We start from the raw sequence: 17641 nt of genomic DNA on the forward strand, positions 1-17641 counted from the left end.
GGTGCCGTCGGGCGTCCTTATCCTGTGGAACGGGTGGCTTCCCGCACCGGATCCCCCTGCGGGTCGGGCTCGGGCAGCAGGGCCTCGATCGCGGCGGCCATCCGCTCGGGCAGCGCCCCGGCATCCGCCGCGATCCGGGCGGCGGCCGAGGTCATGGACCGGGCCCGGTCGGCATCCGTTAGCACGGCCGCCGCCGCCTCGGCCAGCGCGGCGGCATCGGCCACCCGCAGGGCCGCGCCGGCGCCCACCATGCGCTCGGCGATCGCCGTGAAGTTCTCGGTATGCGGGCCGAGCAGCACCGGGCAGCCCAGCCGCGCGGCCTCCAGCGGGTTCTGCCCCCCATGCGGCACCAGCGATCCGCCGATCAGCGCCGCGCCCGCGAGGCGGTAGAGCAGGCCCAGCTCCCCGATCGTGTCGGCGACGTAGAGCTCCGTGGCCGTGCCCGGCAGCGCGCCTGCGGAGCGCAGCGCAACCGCCTCTGCCCCGATGGAGGGCGCCAGCTCGCGCGCCAGGGCCGGCCCGCGCTCCGGGTGCCGCGGGGCGAGGACCGTCAGCAGCCCCGGAAGGCGCGCGCGCAGTTCGGCATGCGCCGCCGCCACCTGCGCCTCCTCCCCAGGATGGGTGCTCGCGGCCAGCAGCACCGGCCGCCCGCCGATGGCCGAACGCAGCGCCGCGAGCGCCGGGCCGGGGGCGGGCAGGGGGCGGGCGGCGAATTTCAGGTTGCCCCAGGGCTGCGCCTCGGCGGCGCCGAGAGCCCGCAGTCGTGCCGCATCCGCCTCGCTCTGGGCGATCACCAGCCGGAAGGCGCCGAAGAGCCGCCGCGCCACCGCGGGCAACCGCCCCCAGCCGCGCGCCGAGCCCGCCGAGAGCCGCGCGTTCACCAGTGCCATCGGCACGCCACGCGCCTCGGCCGCCAGGATGAGGTTCGGCCAGATCTCGCTCTCGATCAGCACCGCCGCGTCGGGCCGCCAGCCGTCGAGGAAGCGGGCGACATAGGCGGGCACGTCGAGCGGCACGAAGCGGTGGCGAAGGCGCGGGCGCAGCGCCGCCGGCAGCCGCGCCTCCAGCAGCCGGGCCGCGGTCAGCGTGCCGGTGGTCAGCAGGAAGTGCAGATCCGGCCGCGCCTCGGCCAGCGCTTCCAGCAGGGGAAGGGCGGATTGGCTCTCGCCGACGCTCGCCCCGTGCAGCCAGAGCAGCGGCCCCGCTGGGCGGTCCGCGCCCTCGCCGCGCCGCTCGGGCAGGCGCGCCGGATCCTCCTTGCCCCGCCGGGCGCGATGGCCAAGCCAGAGCGGCAGGACAGCGGCGCCGAGCCGGGTCGCGCCGCGCCAGGCGGCCAGCGGCAGGGCGGCGCGCCAGCCGCCGTCGGAGGGATCGCTCAAGCCGGCCGTGCCTCGTCCGGCAGGAGGTCGGTCCCCGCTGGAAGGGGCGGCGCGAACACGGGCGGCGCGCGGCCGGCAAGGGCCCGCGCCGCCGCCAGGGCGGCCTCCGCACCGGTGCCGCGGCGCACCGCCTCCGCCCAGGCATCGGCGGCGTCGCAGGCCTCGGTCAGCAGGGCCTCCACCGCGGCACGCCCGGCCTCGGCGGCCTCGGGCGGCACGGTGAAGGGGGCCATCAGCACCATCAGCCCGCGTCCGAAGGGCAGGGGGAACACAGCCTTGTCCCAGGAGCGGAGACGGATGCAGCGCGTCGTCGCGGCGCCGTAGGTGAAGACCGGCGCGCCGGAGAGGGCGGCGAGCTGCCCCACCCCCGTGGCCGCCACGCGCCGCGGCCCACGCGGCCCGTCCGGCGTGATCGCGACCACGCCCCGCCCGCGCAGCACCCGCAGCATCGTCCGCAGCGCCGCGCTGCCGCCCTTGGAGGAGCCGCCCTTGTCGCTGGAGCCGTGGATCGTCTCGAGCCCGAAGCGCGCGACGACGCCGCCGATGAAGACGCCGTCCCGATGGCGGGAGACGAGGACCTGCGGGTGCTTGGGCGCCAGCGCCGGGATGCGCCCGCGCATGGTCACCCAGAGGCCGGGGCCGAGGGTGATCCGCTCGTGCCAGAAGGCGAGGATGACCGGCCCCTCCGCCAGCCCGCCCCGCAGCGCCTCGGTCGCGGCATCGGCGGCCAGCGTCCAGCGCGTCGTGCGGAAGGCGAAGGCGACGTAGAGCCCCAGCAGCCGGGCGGCCAGGGAGAGGAAGCGCGGATGGCGCGTCAGCCGTTTGAGCATGAGGTGCGGGCCATGGCGAGGCGCGCCCCTAGCACGCGGCCGCGCGGACGTCACGCCGGGGGGATGGCGGGCCCTAAAGCAGCCCGAGGTCGAGCAGGGCGCGGCGCAGCTTCGGCGGCAGGTCCTCGATTCCCTCCGCCCCGACCTCGCCGGCCGCGAGGTCCGGCGGGGCCGCCACCGCCTCCAGGTAGCGCCAGCCCTGGAAGGGCTTCATCGGGCGCGGATGCACCTCCACCAGCCCCGGCTCCAGCACGAGCGCGGTGGCGGCGGTGCCGTCCGCCCGCTGCACCGGCTCGATCGCGACGATCCGCTGCCGAACCCGCAGCACGCCCGCCACCACCCAGTAGATGGAGCCGCCCCTGAGGATTTCGGGCGCGCGCTTCGGCGTCATGCGGGTGACGTGGCGCAGGCCCTCCGGGCCCCCGGCGCGCGCGGCCTGGCCGCGGCGCATCGCCTCCACGTCCTTCGGCCCCACGGCCAACTTGATGAGGTGCAGCACGCCCCGCGATCTGCGCCATCGGGGCCCCAATCGCAAGCGCGCGCGGTTCCGCCCGACAGGGCTCATTATCCCTGGATTAGGGATTCGGGCGTGAAATGACGGCAGATCCACAGCGGAGCCGTTTGCGGAACATGCGCGCTTTCCAAAACCTATCCGTCGCCCGAAAGCTCGGCGCGACGGCGGGCCTCGCCCTTCTCCTTCTGTCCGGGCTGGTCGGGATCGTTTGGACCGAGCTGCGGGAGATGAACGAGCAGCAGGCCGGCATGACCACCGCCTCCAACGTCGTCTCCCTCGTGGAGCAGGCGGGGGCGAGCGCGGGCCGGGCCCCGGTCGCGGAGTCCGACCTCAGCAACGCCCAGACCCTGGCCGCCGCGCAGAAGTCCGCGGCGGAGGGCCAGGCCGCCCTGGCGACCGCCGCCGAGCTGGCCGAGAAGGCTGCCGCCCTGACCAGCCTGACCGCGGCGCGGGACGCCGCTCGGGCGGCCATCCCTCCCATCCAGGCCTATGGCGCCGCCATCTCGCGCATGCTGGCGGCCCGCGCCCGCATGATCGAGGCGCGCGACGAGCGGCTGTACCGCGTGAACGGCGAGTTCGACCAGGGCATGGAGGCCGTGCTCGGCGCCCTCGAGTTCGAGGTGCCGGACCGCAGCCAGATGGACGAGATCCGCGCCCGCGTGATCACCTTCAGCAACGGCGTGAACGAGGCGCGGCTGGCCGTGCAGCGCTACCTCGTGACCGGCGAGGACGCGCAGGCCCGGCGCACCCGGCGGGCGCTGGCGCAGCAGCGCGTGCACCTGCGCGGCGTGCAGTCCTTCACGCTTTCCCCCCGCCTGAAGGAGGACGTCGAACGCATCGCGACCATGGCCGCCAACCTGTCCGAGGCTTCCGAGACCATCCTCCAGACCGTCGCCGACCTCGCGAAGATCCGTAAGGAGGAGGCCGAGCCCGCGAGCAAGGCCGCCCGCGAGGCCCTGGCGGAGGCGAACCGCCTCCTGCACGAGGACCAGGTCGAGCGCCGCGCCCTCATGGAAGGCGCGATGGGCAGCGTGGAGAGCTTCACCCTTCTGATCGGCGGCGCCGTGGCGCTGATCCTGCTGATCTCCTCCTGGGCCAGTGCGCGGGCGATCGGCGCGCCGCTGCGCCGGGCCGCGGTGCGGGTGCGGGCCATCGCCTCGGGCGACACCTCGCCCCCGACGCCGGCCGAGATCACCGACGGCACCCGGCGCGACGAGACCGGACGCATCGCCGCCGCCCTTGAGGAGCTGCGCGGCACGGTCGGCCGCGCCTTCGGCCAGGCGCAGATGATCGAGCAGATGCCGCTCGGCCTGATGGCCGCCGACCCCTCGCTGCACGTGACCCATGTGAACGCCGAGATGGGCACGGTGCTGGCCCGCCTCGGGATCGAGGGGCCGGTGCTCGGCCAGTCGATCGACGCCCTGCCGGTCAGGGGCCTGGCCGAGCTTCGCGGCGTGCTGGCCGACCCCGCGGCGCTGCCGCACCGTGCCCGGCTGCGCGCCGGCTCGGAGGTGGTGGACCTGCAGGCCTCCGCCATCCGCGACGGCAGCGGTGCCTATGCCGGCCCGATGCTGACCTGGCGCCTGGCGACCGAGGAGGCCCGGCTGGCCGATACCTTCGAGGCCGAGGTGGGCGCCGTGGTGCAGAGCCTGGCGGGCGAGGTCGAGTCGCTCCGCCGCGCCGCCGGCGGTGTGCACGAGACCGCCGGCCGCTCCGGCCGTGAGGCCGCCGAGGTGGCGGAGGTGGCCGCCCGCGCCAGCGGGGAGGTCGGGGCCGTCGCCGCCGCCGCCGAGGAGATGGCCGCCTCCATCACCGAGATCACCCGCCGGGTGGCCGAGGCCGCGGAGGTCGCCGCCCAGGCGGTGTCCGAGGCGCGGGCGACCGACGGCACGGTGCGCGGCCTGTCCGACAGCGCGGCCCGGATCGGGGACGTGGTGCGGCTGATTGGCGACATCGCGGGGCAGACGAACCTGCTGGCGCTGAACGCCACGATCGAGGCGGCGCGGGCGGGCGAGGCGGGCCGCGGCTTCGCGGTGGTGGCGAGCGAGGTGAAGACGCTGGCTGCCCAGACCGCCAAGGCCACCGAGGAAATCTCCATCCAGATCCAGCAGATGCAGGCCGCGACGAACGGCGCGGTCGAGGCCATCCGCGGCATCGGGGCGACTGTGGAGCGCACCAGCGGCATCGCGACCGCGATCGCCGCCGCGGTGGAGGAGCAGGGCGCGACCACCCGCGAGATCGCCCGCAGCGCCACCGAGGTGGCCGGGGGCACGGACCGGGTGAACACCGCCATCGCCGGCGTCCGCGCCGCCGCCGAGGAGACGGGGAGCGCGGCCGGAGCCATGCTGACCGCCACCGAGACGCTGGCCAGCCAGACCGCAATCCTGCGCGAGAAGTCCGAGGGCTTCCTCCGAGGGGTGCGCGCCGCCTGAGGTGCCTCGCCGATCCGCCCCCCGCTTGCGTCCGGGGGCGGATCGGCCCATCTGCGGCCCGCCGTTCCCGGCGAGGGGTGCCGGCGGAGGGTTGTTGCATGAGTTATCGGATCGCGGTGGCCGCGGCCCCCGGGCAGATGGGACGCGAGATCGTCAAGACCTTGGCGGAGCGGGACTTTCCCACCGCCTCGTTCGCCGCCCTGGCCTCGGGCCGTGCCGTCGGCGGCGCCATGTCGCATGGCGAGCGGAACCTGGTGGTGGAGGCGGTCGAGCGCCACGACTGGGCGGGGACCGACCTTCTCTTTATGGCCCCCGGCACGCCCGCGCCGGTGCTGCTGGCCCGCCGGGCCGTGGCGGCCGGCTGCACCGTGGTCGACGCGACCGGCATGAGCGACCCCGACGCCCCCGTGGTAGTGCCGGAGGTGAATCCCGGCGCGCTGGCCGGGAACCCACGGATTGTTGCTAACCCTGTCTCGGGCGCCATCCTGATGGCGATGGCGCTCCATCCCCTGCAGGCGCTGGGCGGCCTCCTCCGGGTGGTCGCGACCTCGCTCCAGCCCGTCTCGGGCGCCGGGCGGGACGCCATGGACGAGCTGTTCAGCCAGACCCGCGGCGTCTTCGTGAACGACACGGCGAGCCCCGAGCAGTTCACCAAGCCGATCGCCTTCAACCTCATCCCCCATATCGGCGCCTTCGGCGAGGACGGCCGGACGGAGGAGGAGGAGGCCATCGCGGAGGACCTGCCGCGCCTGCTGGGCGGTGATTTCCCTGTCACCGCCACCTGCGTGCGCGTGCCGGTCTTCATCGGCCAGTCCGTCGCGGTGCAGGTCGTGTTCGACCGGCCGATCGACGAGGCCGAGGCGCGGGAGGCCATCCGCGGCGCCCCCGGCCTTACGCTGCTCGACCGGCGGGACGACGGCGGCTACGTCACCCCGCTCGAAACGGTGGGGGAGGACCCGGTCTTCGTCTCGCGACTCCGGCTGGACGCGGCGGTGCCGAACGCCCTCTTGCTCTGGTGCGCGGCGGACAACATGCGCAAGGGCGGGGCCCTGAACGCCGTTCAGATCGCCGAGGAACTCGATCGGCGGGGCGCGCTCGGCCGCTGAGGCGGCCGCTACTTGCGACCTCTTCGCAATGCCTTGATTCCGTGCGATTGACGCTTCGCCGTGCCGCACCATAAAAGCGGCAGCCGGTTGCCGAACTGTCACAGGCCCGGCCGCAACCCACGCAGGACGGCGCATGGCAGAGAATCACCACGACGCGCGCGAGGCCACGATGGTGGGTCGCCGCACGGACGGCACCCTCGTCCGCCGCCCGCTTTCCCCGCATCTGCAGGTCTACGACATGCTGCAGATGACCAGCGCCACGTCGATTATGCACCGGATCACCGGCAGCGCCTGGTCGGTCGGGCTGGTCTTCTTCGTGTGGTGGATCGTGGCCTTGGCCTCGGGCCCCGCCGCCTACGCCAACGTGCAGTGGTTCATGGGCAGCTTCATCGGCGTGATCCTGCTCTTCGGCCTCAGTGCGGCGATCTGGTACCACACGCTCGCCGGCGTCCGGCACCTCTACTGGGATGCCGGCTACGGCTACGACATCCCCACCACCTATCGCACCGGCTGGGCCGTGATCATCGGCACGGGGGTGCTGACCGTGCTGACCTGGGTCGTCGTCGCGATCGCCTGGGCGTCGTGAGAGGGCCTGACCGATGAGCGAGAACTACCCCTCCACCACCGCCCACCAGCCCCGCCTGCAGACGCCGCTCGGCCGCGTTCGGCAGAACGGCTCCGCCAAGAGCGGGACGCATCACTGGTGGATGCAGCGCGTCACCTCCATCGCGCTGCTGCCGCTGATGCTCTGGTTCATCATCGGCATCGCCTCCCATGCCGGCGCTCCCTATGAGGAGATCGCGCGCTGGGTGGGGCGGCCCTTCAACGCCGTGCTCATGTTGTTGCTGATCGGCATCGGCTTCTACCATACCGCCGGCGGCCTGCAGGTGGTGATCGAGGACTACATCCGCCCCGAGCGCAGCGCGATGGTGGCGGGCCTGCTCATCCGCGGCGCCTGCTGGGTCTTCGGCCTGCTCTGCGCCCTCTCGGTGCTGCGGCTGGCGGTGGCCGGCTGATGCGCCCCGCGCGGTGCCGGCCTGCCCCTCCGGGCACTCCCCACCGCGCGATGGCACCCTATATCAGTGATGAAGCCGGGCAGCCCACCGCCCGGCCCCGCCCCCGGCGGCGCCTTGCGGCCCTTGCCCCGTGGCGAGCGGCCCGGCCCTTCCTCGGGCAAGACAGAACCCGCGCCCAAGACGGCGCAGCGAACCGCGCCCGTAACGGCGCCATGAACCCCGCGCCGGCGACGGCGCCATGACCCACGAGAGCCAGCGATGAACGCCATCAGCCAGCCGCCCCGCCCTGGGATCAACGGGGCAGCCTATCGCATCGTGGACCACACCTATGACGTGGTGGTGGTCGGCGCCGGCGGCGCGGGCCTCCGTGCCACCTTCGGGATGGGCGAGGCCGGCCTCAAGACCGCCTGCATCACGAAGGTCTTCCCCACCCGCTCCCACACCGTGGCCGCCCAGGGCGGCGTCGGCGCCGCGCTCGGCAACATGGGCGAGGACGACTGGCGCTGGCACATGTACGACACCGTGAAGGGGTCGGACTGGCTCGGCGACCAGGATGCCATCGAGTACATGTGCCGCGAGGCCATCCCGGCGATCATCGAGCTCGAGCACTACGGCGTGCCCTTCTCCCGCACCGAGGACGGCAAGATCTACCAGCGGCCCTTCGGCGGCCACATGCAGGACTACGGCAAGACGCCGGCCATGCGCGCCTGCGCCGCCGCCGACCGCACCGGCCACGCGATCCTGCACACGCTCTACCAGCAGTCGCTGAAGCACAACTGCGAGTTCTTCGTGGAGTACTTCGCCCTCGACCTGATTATGGACGAGGAGGGCGCCTGCCGCGGCGTCATGGCCTGGTGCCTCGAGGACGGCTCGATCCACCGCTTCCGCGCCCAGACCGTGGTGATGGCGACGGGCGGCTACGGCCGCGCCTACTTCTCCTGCACCTCCGCCCATACCTGCACGGGTGACGGCGGCGGCATGGTGCTGCGCGCCGGCCTGCCGCTGCAGGACAATGAGTTCGTGCAGTTCCACCCGACGGGCATCTACGGCTCGGGCTGCCTCGTGACCGAGGGCGCCCGCGGCGAGGGCGGCTACCTCACGAACTCCGAGGGCGAGCGCTTCATGGAGCGCTACGCGCCGACGGCGAAGGACCTGGCGTCCCGCGACGTCGTCTCGCGCGCCATGTCGATGGAGATCCGCGAGGGCCGCGGCGTCGGCCCGCAGAAGGACCATATCCACCTGCACCTCGAGCATCTCGGCGCCGAGCTACTGCACGAGCGCCTGCCCGGCATCTCCGAGACGGCGAAGATCTTCGCCGGCGTGGACGTGACGAAGGAGCCGATCCCGATGCTCCCGACCGTCCACTACAACATGGGCGGCATCCCCACGAACATCCATTGCGAGGTGCTGCGCCCGACCGCGACCGACCAGGACGCGACCGTGCCCGGCCTGATGGCGGTGGGCGAGGCGGCCTGCGTCTCCGTCCACGGCGCGAACCGCCTCGGCACCAACTCGCTGCTCGACCTCGTCGTGTTTGGCCGCGCCGCCGCGCACCGCGCGAAGGAGACCATCCGCTCCAGCGTCGCCCAGGCGCCGCTTCCCGCCGGCGCCGGCGAGAACGCGCTGTCCCGCCTCGACCGCGTCCGCCACGCCAAGGGCGGAACCTCGGTCGCCGAGCTGCGCGGCCGGATGCAGCGCACGATGCAGGAGCACGCCGCCGTCTTCCGCACCTCCGAGCTGCTCAAGGAGGGCGTGGAGAAGATGGACAAGGTGGCGCAGGGCTACAGCGACATCCGCATCGCCGACCGCAGCCTCATCTGGAACAGCGACCTCGTCGAGGCGATGGAGCTGGACAACCTCATCGGCAACGCGCTGACGACGGTTGCCGGCGCCGAGGCCCGGCACGAGTCCCGCGGCGCCCACGCGCACGAGGACTACCCCGAGCGCGACGACCAGAACTGGATGAAGCACACGCTGGCCTGGGTGAACGACCAGTACAAGGTGCGGCTCGACTATCGCGACGTGAAGATGCGGACCCTCACCAACGAGGTCCAGGTCTTCCCGCCCAAGGCCCGCGTCTACTAAGGGCGTGGTTCACCACGCCCAAGCCCCCTTGATCGCGCTCTAGGAAGCCCCGGAACCCATGGCGACCTTCACCCTCCCGAAGAACAGCACGATCGGCACCGGCCAGACCTACAAGGCCGAGGCCGACGCCACCAACGTGCGCTCCTTCAAGATCTACCGCTGGGACCCGGACACGGGCGAGAACCCGCGGATGGACACCTACGAGATCGATCTCGACAAGTGCGGCCCGATGGTCCTGGACGCGCTGATCAAGATCAAGAACGAGGTGGACACCACGCTCACCTTCCGGCGCTCCTGCCGCGAGGGCATCTGCGGCTCCTGCTCGATGAACATCGACGGGCTGAACACCCTTGCCTGCCTCAAGCCCATTGAGGACGTGCTGGGCGAGGTGCGGATCAACCCGCTGCCGCATATGCCCGTGGTGAAGGACCTGGTGCCGGATCTCGGCCAGATCTACGCCCAGCTCACCTCCATCCAGCCCTGGCTGAAGGCCGACACGGCGCCCCCGCCGGACAGCGAACGCCTGCAGTCCAAGGAGGAGCGCGCCAAGCTCGACGGGCTGTGGGAGTGCATCCTCTGCTTCTGCTGCACGACCTCCTGCCCCTCCTACTGGTGGAACGGCGATCGCTATCTTGGCCCGGCCGTGCTGCTCCAGGCCTATCGCTGGATCGCCGACAGCCGCGACGAGTACACGGGCGAGCGCCTGGACCAGCTTCAGGACCCGTTCCGCCTTTATCGCTGCCACACGATCATGAACTGCGCCCGGACCTGCCCGAAGGGGCTGAATCCGGCGGAGGCGATCGGCCACATCAAGACCCTGCTGGTCGAGCGCGATCGCTGATCGGCTGACTGTCGCGCCGCCGGCGCGCGGCAGGGTTGCCATCGTCGGCGCCGGCCCCGCGGGGCTGGCGGCGGCGGAGGTCCTCTCGGAAGCGGGCGTTGCGGTCACCGTACTGGACCGCATGCCCAGCCCCGCCCGCAAGCTGCTGATGGCCGGGCGGGGCGGTCTCAATCTCACCCACACCGAGCCGCTCGAGACCTTCCTCTCCCGCTACGGCGCCGCGCGCCCGCGGCTGAAGCCGGTCGTCCGCGCCTTTCCGCCCGAGGCCGTGCGCGCTTGGTGCGAGGCGTTGGGTCAGCCCACCTTCGCCGGCACCAGTGGCCGCGTCTTCCCCCAAGCGATGAAGGCGGCGCCGCTGCTGCGCGCCTGGCTCGCCCGCCTCGCGGCCCGTGGCGTCACCCTGCTCAGCCGCCACAACTGGACCGGCTGGGATGCCGACGGCGCCCTGACCTTCGAGCGCCCCGACGACAGGCCGCTGCGCCTGACCCCCGATGCCGCGCTGCTCGCCCTCGGAGGCGCCTCCTGGCCGCGCCTCGGCTCCGATGCGGGCTGGGTGCCGCTTCTTTCCGCGCGCGGTGTGGCCGTCGCACCCTTCCGCCCTGCCAATTGTGGGCTGCTCGTCCCCTGGTCCGAGCACCTGCGCTCGCGCTTCGCGGGCACACCTCTCAAGCGCATCGCCCTCTCGTTTGCCGGGCACACCGTTCGGGGGGAGGCGGTGATCACCAACCAGGGCCTGGAGGGCGGCGCCGTCTATGCCCTCTCCGCCGCCATCCGCGACGCCGCAGCGGCCGGGGGCACCGCCACGGTCACCCTCGACCTCCGCCCCGACATGACCACCGAGGAGGTCGCCCGCCGCCTCGCCGCCCCGCGGCGCGGCCAATCGCTCTCCAATCACCTGCGCCGCCAGCTCGCCCTGCCGCCGGCTGCCATTTCTCTCTTGCGGGAAGGCACCGGCTCGCCTGAGACGTCCATCAAGTCGCTCCCGCTCGGCGTCACCGGCGTCTCCGGCCTGGACCGCGCCATCTCCTCGGCCGGTGGCATCCAATGGGACGAACTGGACGAGGATTTCGGCCTGCACCGTCTCCGCGGCCTCTTTGCCGCCGGCGAAATGCTCGATTGGGAGGCGCCGACCGGTGGACATCTCCTCACCGCCTGCTTCGCCACGGGGCGCGCGGCGGCTCAAGGGATCCTTCGGCAGCTGCGGGCCGGGGAGGGACGGCCCGGATGACTCCGGGGAGAGGAAGAAGGAATTTTTCCTCTCCCCGGACCCCTCTCCATCATCTTTTTCTTCGGGTTTAGAATGCTTTGTGGCCGGTGCGCCTCGGGTCCATGACCGGCGGCGACTGCACGCGCAGGAAGGGCAGCAAGGGAGAATTAGCTTCCAGTCATCGCATCCGCGCCAGTCAGATGGGGATCCAAGGGCCTCAGGCCCCTGGCGGGGTCCGAGGCCTGCCTTGGACGTCCGGAGAGGGCAGAGCCCTCTCCGACAGCCGCAAACGCCGGTTGGCTCCCTCAGCTCACGCCATTTCCCTTCAGGAACTCCAGCATCAGCCGCCACCCCGCCTCCGCCGCGTCCTTGCGGTAGCTCGGCCGGTAATCCGCATGGAAGCCGTGCGGCGCGCCGGGGTAGATCACGAGGGTGAAGCGCTTCCCGGCCTCCCGCATGCGCGTCTCCATCTGGCGAAGGCTGTCCACGGGGATGCCCGTGTCCGCCTCGCCGTAGAGGCCAAGGATGGGACACTTGATGTCGGCGGCCATGTCGAGGGGCACGCGCGGCGTCAGGGCGCTGGCCTGCCCCGCCACGGGGCCGTACCAGGCGACGCCCGCCTTCAGCCGCGGGTTCTGCGCCGAGTAGGCCCAGACGTTCCGCCCGCCCCGGCAGAAGCCGATGATCGCCACCTTCTCCGCGCTGCCGCCGTCCTGTCCGGCCCAGGCGAGGGTGGCGTCGAGGTCGCGGAACAGCTCGTCGTCCGGCTTGCGGCCGGCGATGGCCGCGGCGGCGCCCACATCGGGGGCCGCGGCCGCGTCGCCCTGGCGCACGTAGTAGTCGGGCGCCACGGCCAGGTAGCCTTCCCGCGCGAGGCGGCGGCAGACATCCTTGATGTACTCGTGGAGACCGAAGATCTCCTGGCAGACGAGCACCACCGGCCAGTCGCGGCCTGTCGCGGGGCGGGCGCGGTAGCCCGGCAGGGCCCGGTCGCCGGCGGGGATGCTCACGTCCCCGGCCACCAGCCCGTCGGTCGGCGTCGTCACGATCGTCTGGGCCATGACGGGGCCCGCGGCCAGCGTGTAGCCGGCCGCCCCGCCCACCGAACCGACGAAGCCGCGCCGCCCCAGGCGCTCGAACAGCGGGGGCGAGATCATCTCCGCGGCGGGCGGGGTTTCGGGAAGCTGGTCCATGCGGGTTCCTCCGTTGCCGCGGAAGCCTACACCGGCTCCGCGCGCGGCCGCACAGCCCCGGGCGAGGAAATCGCGGGCAGCGCGCATCGCGGGGAGGCTATGGTCGTTGTGCCGAGGAACTCCCATCCTTCCAGGCCCGCCATGAAGATCCTCGTCGGCTGCGACCTCGGCTATCAGGTCACCGGCCCCGCCACCCTCATTCTGAACATCCAGCCGGCCGAGACGCCGCGGCAGCGCATCGTTCGGGAAACGCTGACGATCACGCCGGAGGGCGCGCGGACCGAGAGCTGGACGGTTCCGGGCACGGGCAACCGCTACCTCCGCATCCATGCCGAGGCGGGCACGGAGCTGCTGATCCACCACGAGGCGGAGGTCGAGCTCCTCCCGCACGTGGTGGATCCCGGCGAGGTCGGGCAGACGGCGCCTGCCGAGCTGCCGCCGGAGGCGCTGCCCCATCTCTGGCCCTCCCGCTTCTGCGAGTCCGACCGGCTGGAGCGCCTGGCGCTGCGCGAGTTCTGCGACGCACCGGAAGGGCATGCGCGCGTCACGGCCGTCTGCAACTGGGTGCATGACCGCATCACCTACCTGCGCGGCGCCTCCGCCCCGACCACCACCGCGACGGACACGCTGCTGTCGGGCGCCGGCGTCTGCCGGGATTTCGCGCATCTGGCGGTGGCGCTCTGCCGGGCGCTGGGCATCCCGGCCCGCTTCATCTCCGCCCACGCGCCCGGCCTCGTGCCGCCCGACTTCCACGCGGTGTTCGAGGCCTTCCTCGGCGGCAAGTGGTGGCTCTTCGACGCCACGCGCCAGGCGCCGCTCGACGCCCTCGTGCGGATCGGCCAGGGGCGCGACGCGGCCGAGGCCGCCTTCGCCGAGATCCACGGCGCCGCCACCCCCACGACCATGGCCGTGCGCGCGGAGGTGCTCGAAGGCCTGGACGTCGCTCGCGGCACGCGGACAACGCTGGCCGTCGCGGACGCCGCCGAGGCGCCCTGACAAGGTGCGAGGGATCCCCCTTCCGCCCGCCGCGCCGGGCCGGCTACGCGACTTTCTTGCGCGGCAGGAACTCGGCGCGCTGGCCGCCGTGCTGGCTGTTGCCGCCGGCCTGTTCGGCTTCGCCAAGCTCGCGGCGGAGGTGACGGAGGGCGACACCCTCGCCTTCGACCGCCACATCCTCCTCACCCTCCGCAACCCGGCCGACCTCAGCGATCCCGTCGGCCCCCGCTGGCTGGAGGAGGCGGCGCGCGACGTCACCGCGCTCGGCAGCCACGTCATCCTCACCTACGTGACGCTCGCGGTGGTCGGGTTCCTCCTCCTCTCCGGCCGACGCGCCAGCGCGCTGTTCACCGCCCTGGCGATCGGCGGCGGCATGCTTGTCAGCAGCGTCCTCAAGATCGGCTTCGCCCGCCCGCGCCCCGACCTCGTGCCCCATGCGGTGGAAGTCTATACGGCCAGCTTCCCGAGCGGCCACGCCATGCTCTCGGCGGTGGCCTACCTGACGCTGGGCGCCCTGCTCATGCGCGTCGCCCCGCTCGGGCGCACGAAGTTTTACGTCCTCGCCGTCGCCATCCTCACCACGCTGATGGTGGGGATCAGCCGCGTCTATCTCGGCGTCCACTGGCCCACGGACGTGCTGGCCGGCTGGTGCGGCGGCGCGGGCTGGGCGCTGCTCTGCTGGATCGTGCTGAACGCCCTCCAGCGCCGCGGCGCCGTGGAGCCGAAAGGCACGCCGGAGGAGCCCGCGGGCTGAAGCGGTGCCCTCGGCCGATCCGTGACAGGTCGCCTCGCGGCCCGGCGCGGCTGCCGCTAGTCCAGCGGCCCCCTGTCCACGCGCCGGCCCTCGGCATCGACCACCGGCTCGCCGTCCTCCTTGCTGAAGGCACCGCGCTGCGGCTCCGGCAGAAGGTTCAGCACCGTCTCTGAAGGCCTGCACAGCCGTACGCCGAGCGGCGTCACGACGATCGGCCGGTTGATGAGGATCGGGTGCGCCATCATGGCGTCGAGCAACTGCTCGTCGGTCAGAGACCGGTCGCCGAGACCCAGCTCCGCATACGGCGTGCCCTTCTCGCGCAGCACATCCCGCACCGGCACGCCCATGCGGCGGATGAGATCTGCCAGCACCTCCCGCGAGGGCGGGGTCTTCAGGTACTCGATCACCTCTGGCTCCTCCCCGCTGTTGCGGATGAGGGCAAGGGTGTTGCGGGACGTGCCGCAGGCCGGGTTGTGGTAGATGGTGACGGTCACGATGCGCGCTCCTCGATGAACGACGTCGGTGGCGCTGGCGGCCCTGGGGAGAGGAAGAAAGAATTCTTCCTCTCCCCAGACCCCTCACCATCATCTTTCTCTATCTGCTTGAATGGTTCCACGGCCGGTGCGCCTCGGGTCATGGACCCGAGGCGACTGCACGAGCAGGAAATAGCCGCGACAGCCAGATGGGGATCTAAGGGCCTCAGGCCCTTGGCGGGTGAGGTTCGGAGAGGGCAGAGCCCTCTCCGGGGCCGCAGGGCCGACCTAGATCGCGAAGTTCAACGGCTCTGCCGAGGGCCGCTGGAGCCCGGCGGCCTGGGCCCGACGGAGCAGGTCCTCCAGCGTCATCCCCTGGAGCCGTTCGCGCAGGGCTTCGTCCAGCTCGCTCCAAAGGGGCGCGACGACGCCCTGGTGGAGCGGCCCGGAGAGGTCGCTGCCCCCTTCCGTGCCCTCCGCCACGGCGGCCACGGCCTCGGAGAGGCGGATGTCGCGGGGACGGCGGCCCAGGCGGTAGCCGCCGCGCGGCCCGCGGACGCCTTCGAGCAGCCCCGCGCGGGAGAGGGCCTGGAAGACGGGTTCGATGCCGCGCCGGGCAGCGCCGAGGCGGTCCGCGATCTCCGCGCCTCCGGCCACGGCGCCGTTCGCCCCTCGCCCGGCGTGGAAGGCGACATCGAGAAGGACGGAGACCGCCGTCAGGGCGCGGTCCTGGCGCAGGAGTCGAAGGGAGGGCTGCATCCCTCCAATCTACGCACTCTCAGCGTGTATTTCCAGATCGGACAACGCGGCTTCCACCTCCCGCCGCCCTTCGGCCGAGAGGGCGGGCTGGGGTGGCAGTGGGGTGCCGACCGCGAAACCCTGGATTTCCAGCGCGCCCTTGATGCAGGCCGCCAGTGCGTGCCGGGCGAAAAGCTCGTTGATGCGCCAGAGCCGGCGCTGCAGGGCCATGGCGCCCGCCCAGTTCCCGGCGCGGCACAGCTCGTAGAGCCGCACGCTCTGGCGGGGGATGGCGCAGGCCGGACCGGCCATCCAGCCGACGCCACCGATCAGCATCACGGCGGCCGGGATATGGGCGGAGGCGGCGAAGACCCGCATCCGACCCTCGGTGCGGTCCATGATCGAGAGCAGCCGCCCGGTATTGGTGGAGGCGTCCTTCACGTAGCCGATCCGCGGGTGGCGGGAGAGGGCCTCAAGGGCGGGAAGGGAGAGGTCGGAGCGCTGGAACTGCGGGTTGGTGTAGAGCACCACCGGCCGTTCCACCGCGTCCGCGACGGCGGTGAAATAGGCGACCACGCCGGCCTCCGGCACGGGGAAATAGGCCTCGAGAATCGCCAGGATACCGTCCGCCCCGATCGCCTCGGCCTCCCGCGCTTGGCGCACCGCCTCGGCCGTCGTGGTGGCGGCGATGCCGGCGACGACCGGGACGCGCCCGGCGGCGGCCTCCACCACCACTTCGATGATGCGGCGGCGCTGCTCGGCATTCAGGTACGCGAACTCCCCGGTGCTGCCGAGCGGCGTCAGCCCGTGCACGCCGGCGGCGATGAGGTGCTCGACCAGCCGCGCCAGCACCTCGTCCAGCACCCGGCCGTCCGGGCCGATGGGGGAGACGAGATAGGGAAAGACGCCGTGAAGATCCTGCATGCGGGAAGGCTAGGCCGGGCCTGCGTCCCGCGGAACCGCCGGGCCAGATATGCGACGCTTTCGTGACGGGCGGCGCGACCGTCTTGCGGCGCGCCTCGCGCGGGTGCAGCAACGATCCGCAGGGGAGGCCCCGATGCCCGATACCATCACTGCCGCGAACACCGACATCATTACCGATCTCGGCCAGCTCGAAGCCCTCTACGGGGTGCCGGGCGATGCCTCCACGGTGAAGGAGGTGCCCCACATCACCGCCGAGTACCGGGCGATGATCGAGGCCTCTCCCTTCCTGGCCCTGGCCACCGCAGGTCCGGAAGGGCTGGACTGCTCGCCGCGCGGCGACCGCCCCGGGGAACTCGTCCGCATCGCCGATCCGCGCACGTTGCTGATGCCCGACCGCCGCGGCAACAACCGCGTGGACAGCCTGCGCAACATCCTGCGCGACCCGCGGGTGGCGCTGATGTTCCTCATTCCCGGCCACGGCAACGCGCTGCGCGTGAACGGCCGCGCGCATCTCTCGGTCGCGCCCGCGCTGCTGGAGAGCTTCGTGGTGGAGGGGAAGGCGCCCCGCAGCGTGATCGTCGTCGCGGTGGAGACCGTCTATTTCCAGTGCGCCCGCGCGGTCATCCGCGCCCGCCTCTGGGAGCCGGAGGCGCGGGTGGCGCCGGGCAGCCTGCCGACGCCGGGCCGCATCCTCGCCGCCCTCAGCCAGGGAGAGGTGGGCGGCGAGCCCTACGACTCCAGCTGGGCGGCGCGGGCGAAGGAGACGATGTGGTAGCCGCCCTCAGGCGGTAACGCGCCCGCGGGAGCGCAGCACCACCAGCCGCGCCACACGCGCGGCCTCGGCGGGATCGGGGAAGGCCATGCCCTCCAGGTCCTCGAGGCCGGGATCGGTCGCGAGGAACATCCAGTCCGCCTCCCGCGCCACGGCGACGCCGACGAAGCGCCCGTCCACGCTGATGGGTCGCGAGCCGCGCATGGTCACAGGCTCCCCATGGCGCGCAGCAGCGCGCTCTCGATCTCGGATTGGCGCGGCGGGCGCGGGGTGCGGGGAAAGGCGCGCTCTATCAGGGCGCGAAGGGCGGCGAAGGGACTGCGGCGGGCGGGGAGGAAAGGGGAGCGGGTCATCATGTGTCCGTTCGGGCAGGGCCCGGCT

19 protein-coding genes are annotated in these 17641 nt (G+C 72.7%); 10 read left to right on the forward strand and 9 right to left on the reverse strand.

All coding sequences use genetic code 11. The features are described 5' to 3' along the window. Nucleotides 1-17 precede the first annotated feature (17 nt). The 3 genes from BO39_RS20845 to BO39_RS20855 all read right to left on the reverse strand — a co-directional run bounded on the left by BO39_RS20845 (nucleotide 18) and on the right by BO39_RS20855 (nucleotide 2708). A complete protein-coding gene (locus tag BO39_RS20845; RefSeq protein WP_245615303.1) occupies nucleotides 18-1379 on the reverse strand; it encodes a 3-deoxy-D-manno-octulosonic acid transferase in 1362 nt (453 codons plus the stop codon). Next, a complete protein-coding gene (locus BO39_RS20850) occupies nucleotides 1376-2209 on the reverse strand; it encodes a lysophospholipid acyltransferase family protein (protein ID WP_084698313.1) in 834 nt (277 codons plus the stop codon). The genes BO39_RS20845 and BO39_RS20850 overlap by 4 nt, the downstream gene beginning before the upstream one ends. A gap of 73 nt (nucleotides 2210-2282) precedes the next feature. Then, complete coding sequence (locus BO39_RS20855) at nucleotides 2283-2708, reverse strand: DUF1489 family protein (protein ID WP_043837075.1); 426 nt, start codon at nucleotides 2706-2708, stop codon at nucleotides 2283-2285. Nucleotides 2709-2839: 131 nt separating this feature from the next. Here BO39_RS20855 and BO39_RS20860 point away from each other — a divergent pair, with 131 nt between their 5' ends. The 7 genes from BO39_RS20860 to BO39_RS20890 all read left to right on the forward strand — a co-directional run bounded on the left by BO39_RS20860 (nucleotide 2840) and on the right by BO39_RS20890 (nucleotide 11431). Continuing rightward, a complete protein-coding gene (locus BO39_RS20860; RefSeq protein ID WP_043837147.1) occupies nucleotides 2840-5155 on the forward strand; it encodes a methyl-accepting chemotaxis protein in 2316 nt (771 codons plus the stop codon). Between the two features lie 98 nt (nucleotides 5156-5253). Beyond that, a complete protein-coding gene (locus BO39_RS20865) occupies nucleotides 5254-6261 on the forward strand; it encodes an aspartate-semialdehyde dehydrogenase (protein ID WP_043837077.1) in 1008 nt (335 codons plus the stop codon). A 133-nt stretch (nucleotides 6262-6394) separates the two neighbouring features. Then, a complete protein-coding gene (sdhC, locus tag BO39_RS20870; protein WP_052402373.1) occupies nucleotides 6395-6847 on the forward strand; it encodes a succinate dehydrogenase, cytochrome b556 subunit in 453 nt (150 codons plus the stop codon). 13 nt (nucleotides 6848-6860) lie between these two features. Beyond that, nucleotides 6861-7277: a succinate dehydrogenase, hydrophobic membrane anchor protein gene (gene sdhD, locus BO39_RS20875; RefSeq protein ID WP_043837079.1), complete on the forward strand. Its 417-nt coding sequence runs from the start codon at nucleotides 6861-6863 to the stop codon at nucleotides 7275-7277. A gap of 258 nt (nucleotides 7278-7535) precedes the next feature. After that, nucleotides 7536-9362 (forward strand): succinate dehydrogenase flavoprotein subunit, encoded by a 1827-nt coding sequence (sdhA, locus tag BO39_RS20880; protein WP_043837081.1) that lies wholly within the window; start codon nucleotides 7536-7538, stop codon nucleotides 9360-9362. A 58-nt stretch (nucleotides 9363-9420) separates the two neighbouring features. Continuing rightward, nucleotides 9421-10203 carry a succinate dehydrogenase iron-sulfur subunit gene (locus BO39_RS20885; protein WP_043837084.1) on the forward strand — a complete coding sequence of 261 codons (783 nt, stop codon included), beginning with the start codon at nucleotides 9421-9423 and terminating at the stop codon, nucleotides 10201-10203. Between the two features lie 4 nt (nucleotides 10204-10207). Then, a complete protein-coding gene (locus BO39_RS20890; protein ID WP_043837086.1) occupies nucleotides 10208-11431 on the forward strand; it encodes a TIGR03862 family flavoprotein in 1224 nt (407 codons plus the stop codon). A gap of 284 nt (nucleotides 11432-11715) precedes the next feature. Here the strand turns inward: BO39_RS20890 and BO39_RS20895 are convergent, their stop codons facing one another. Then, nucleotides 11716-12603, reverse strand: coding sequence for a dienelactone hydrolase family protein (locus BO39_RS20895; RefSeq protein WP_211257499.1), 888 nt, complete (start codon nucleotides 12601-12603; stop codon nucleotides 11716-11718). A gap of 141 nt (nucleotides 12604-12744) precedes the next feature. Between BO39_RS20895 and BO39_RS20900 the strand changes: the two genes are divergently transcribed. Then, nucleotides 12745-13599, forward strand: coding sequence for a transglutaminase domain-containing protein (locus tag BO39_RS20900; protein WP_043837088.1), 855 nt, complete (start codon nucleotides 12745-12747; stop codon nucleotides 13597-13599). 4 nt (nucleotides 13600-13603) lie between these two features. Beyond that, the gene (locus BO39_RS20905; protein WP_342666333.1) at nucleotides 13604-14353 is read left to right on the forward strand and encodes a phosphatase PAP2 family protein; all 750 of its coding nucleotides are present in this window, start codon (nucleotides 13604-13606) and stop codon (nucleotides 14351-14353) included. 56 nt (nucleotides 14354-14409) lie between these two features. On the opposite strand, the gene arsC is transcribed toward BO39_RS20905, so the two are convergent. The 3 genes from arsC to BO39_RS20920 all read right to left on the reverse strand — a co-directional run bounded on the left by arsC (nucleotide 14410) and on the right by BO39_RS20920 (nucleotide 16488). Beyond that, complete coding sequence (gene arsC / locus BO39_RS20910) at nucleotides 14410-14847, reverse strand: arsenate reductase (glutaredoxin) (protein WP_043837091.1); 438 nt, start codon at nucleotides 14845-14847, stop codon at nucleotides 14410-14412. A 267-nt stretch (nucleotides 14848-15114) separates the two neighbouring features. Then, nucleotides 15115-15585 carry an RrF2 family transcriptional regulator gene (locus BO39_RS20915; RefSeq protein WP_043837092.1) on the reverse strand — a complete coding sequence of 157 codons (471 nt, stop codon included), beginning with the start codon at nucleotides 15583-15585 and terminating at the stop codon, nucleotides 15115-15117. A 9-nt stretch (nucleotides 15586-15594) separates the two neighbouring features. Beyond that, nucleotides 15595-16488, reverse strand: coding sequence for a dihydrodipicolinate synthase family protein (locus BO39_RS20920; protein WP_043837094.1), 894 nt, complete (start codon nucleotides 16486-16488; stop codon nucleotides 15595-15597). A gap of 133 nt (nucleotides 16489-16621) precedes the next feature. Here BO39_RS20920 and BO39_RS20925 point away from each other — a divergent pair, with 133 nt between their 5' ends. Next, nucleotides 16622-17263 (forward strand): pyridoxamine 5'-phosphate oxidase family protein, encoded by a 642-nt coding sequence (locus BO39_RS20925; RefSeq protein WP_043837096.1) that lies wholly within the window; start codon nucleotides 16622-16624, stop codon nucleotides 17261-17263. 6 nt (nucleotides 17264-17269) lie between these two features. On the opposite strand, the gene BO39_RS32775 is transcribed toward BO39_RS20925, so the two are convergent. Next, nucleotides 17270-17464, reverse strand: a complete 195-nt coding sequence (locus BO39_RS32775; RefSeq protein ID WP_043837097.1) for a hypothetical protein — start codon at nucleotides 17462-17464, stop codon at nucleotides 17270-17272. Between the two features lie 2 nt (nucleotides 17465-17466). Continuing rightward, nucleotides 17467-17616: a hypothetical protein gene (locus BO39_RS32780; RefSeq protein WP_156963804.1), complete on the reverse strand. Its 150-nt coding sequence runs from the start codon at nucleotides 17614-17616 to the stop codon at nucleotides 17467-17469. Between the last annotated feature and the right edge of the window lie 25 nt (nucleotides 17617-17641).

Origin of the sequence: Roseomonas aerilata DSM 19363 (assembly GCF_000711725.1) — a bacterium.
GTDB classification, from domain to species: Bacteria; Pseudomonadota; Alphaproteobacteria; order Acetobacterales; family Acetobacteraceae; genus Roseomonas; species Roseomonas aerilata.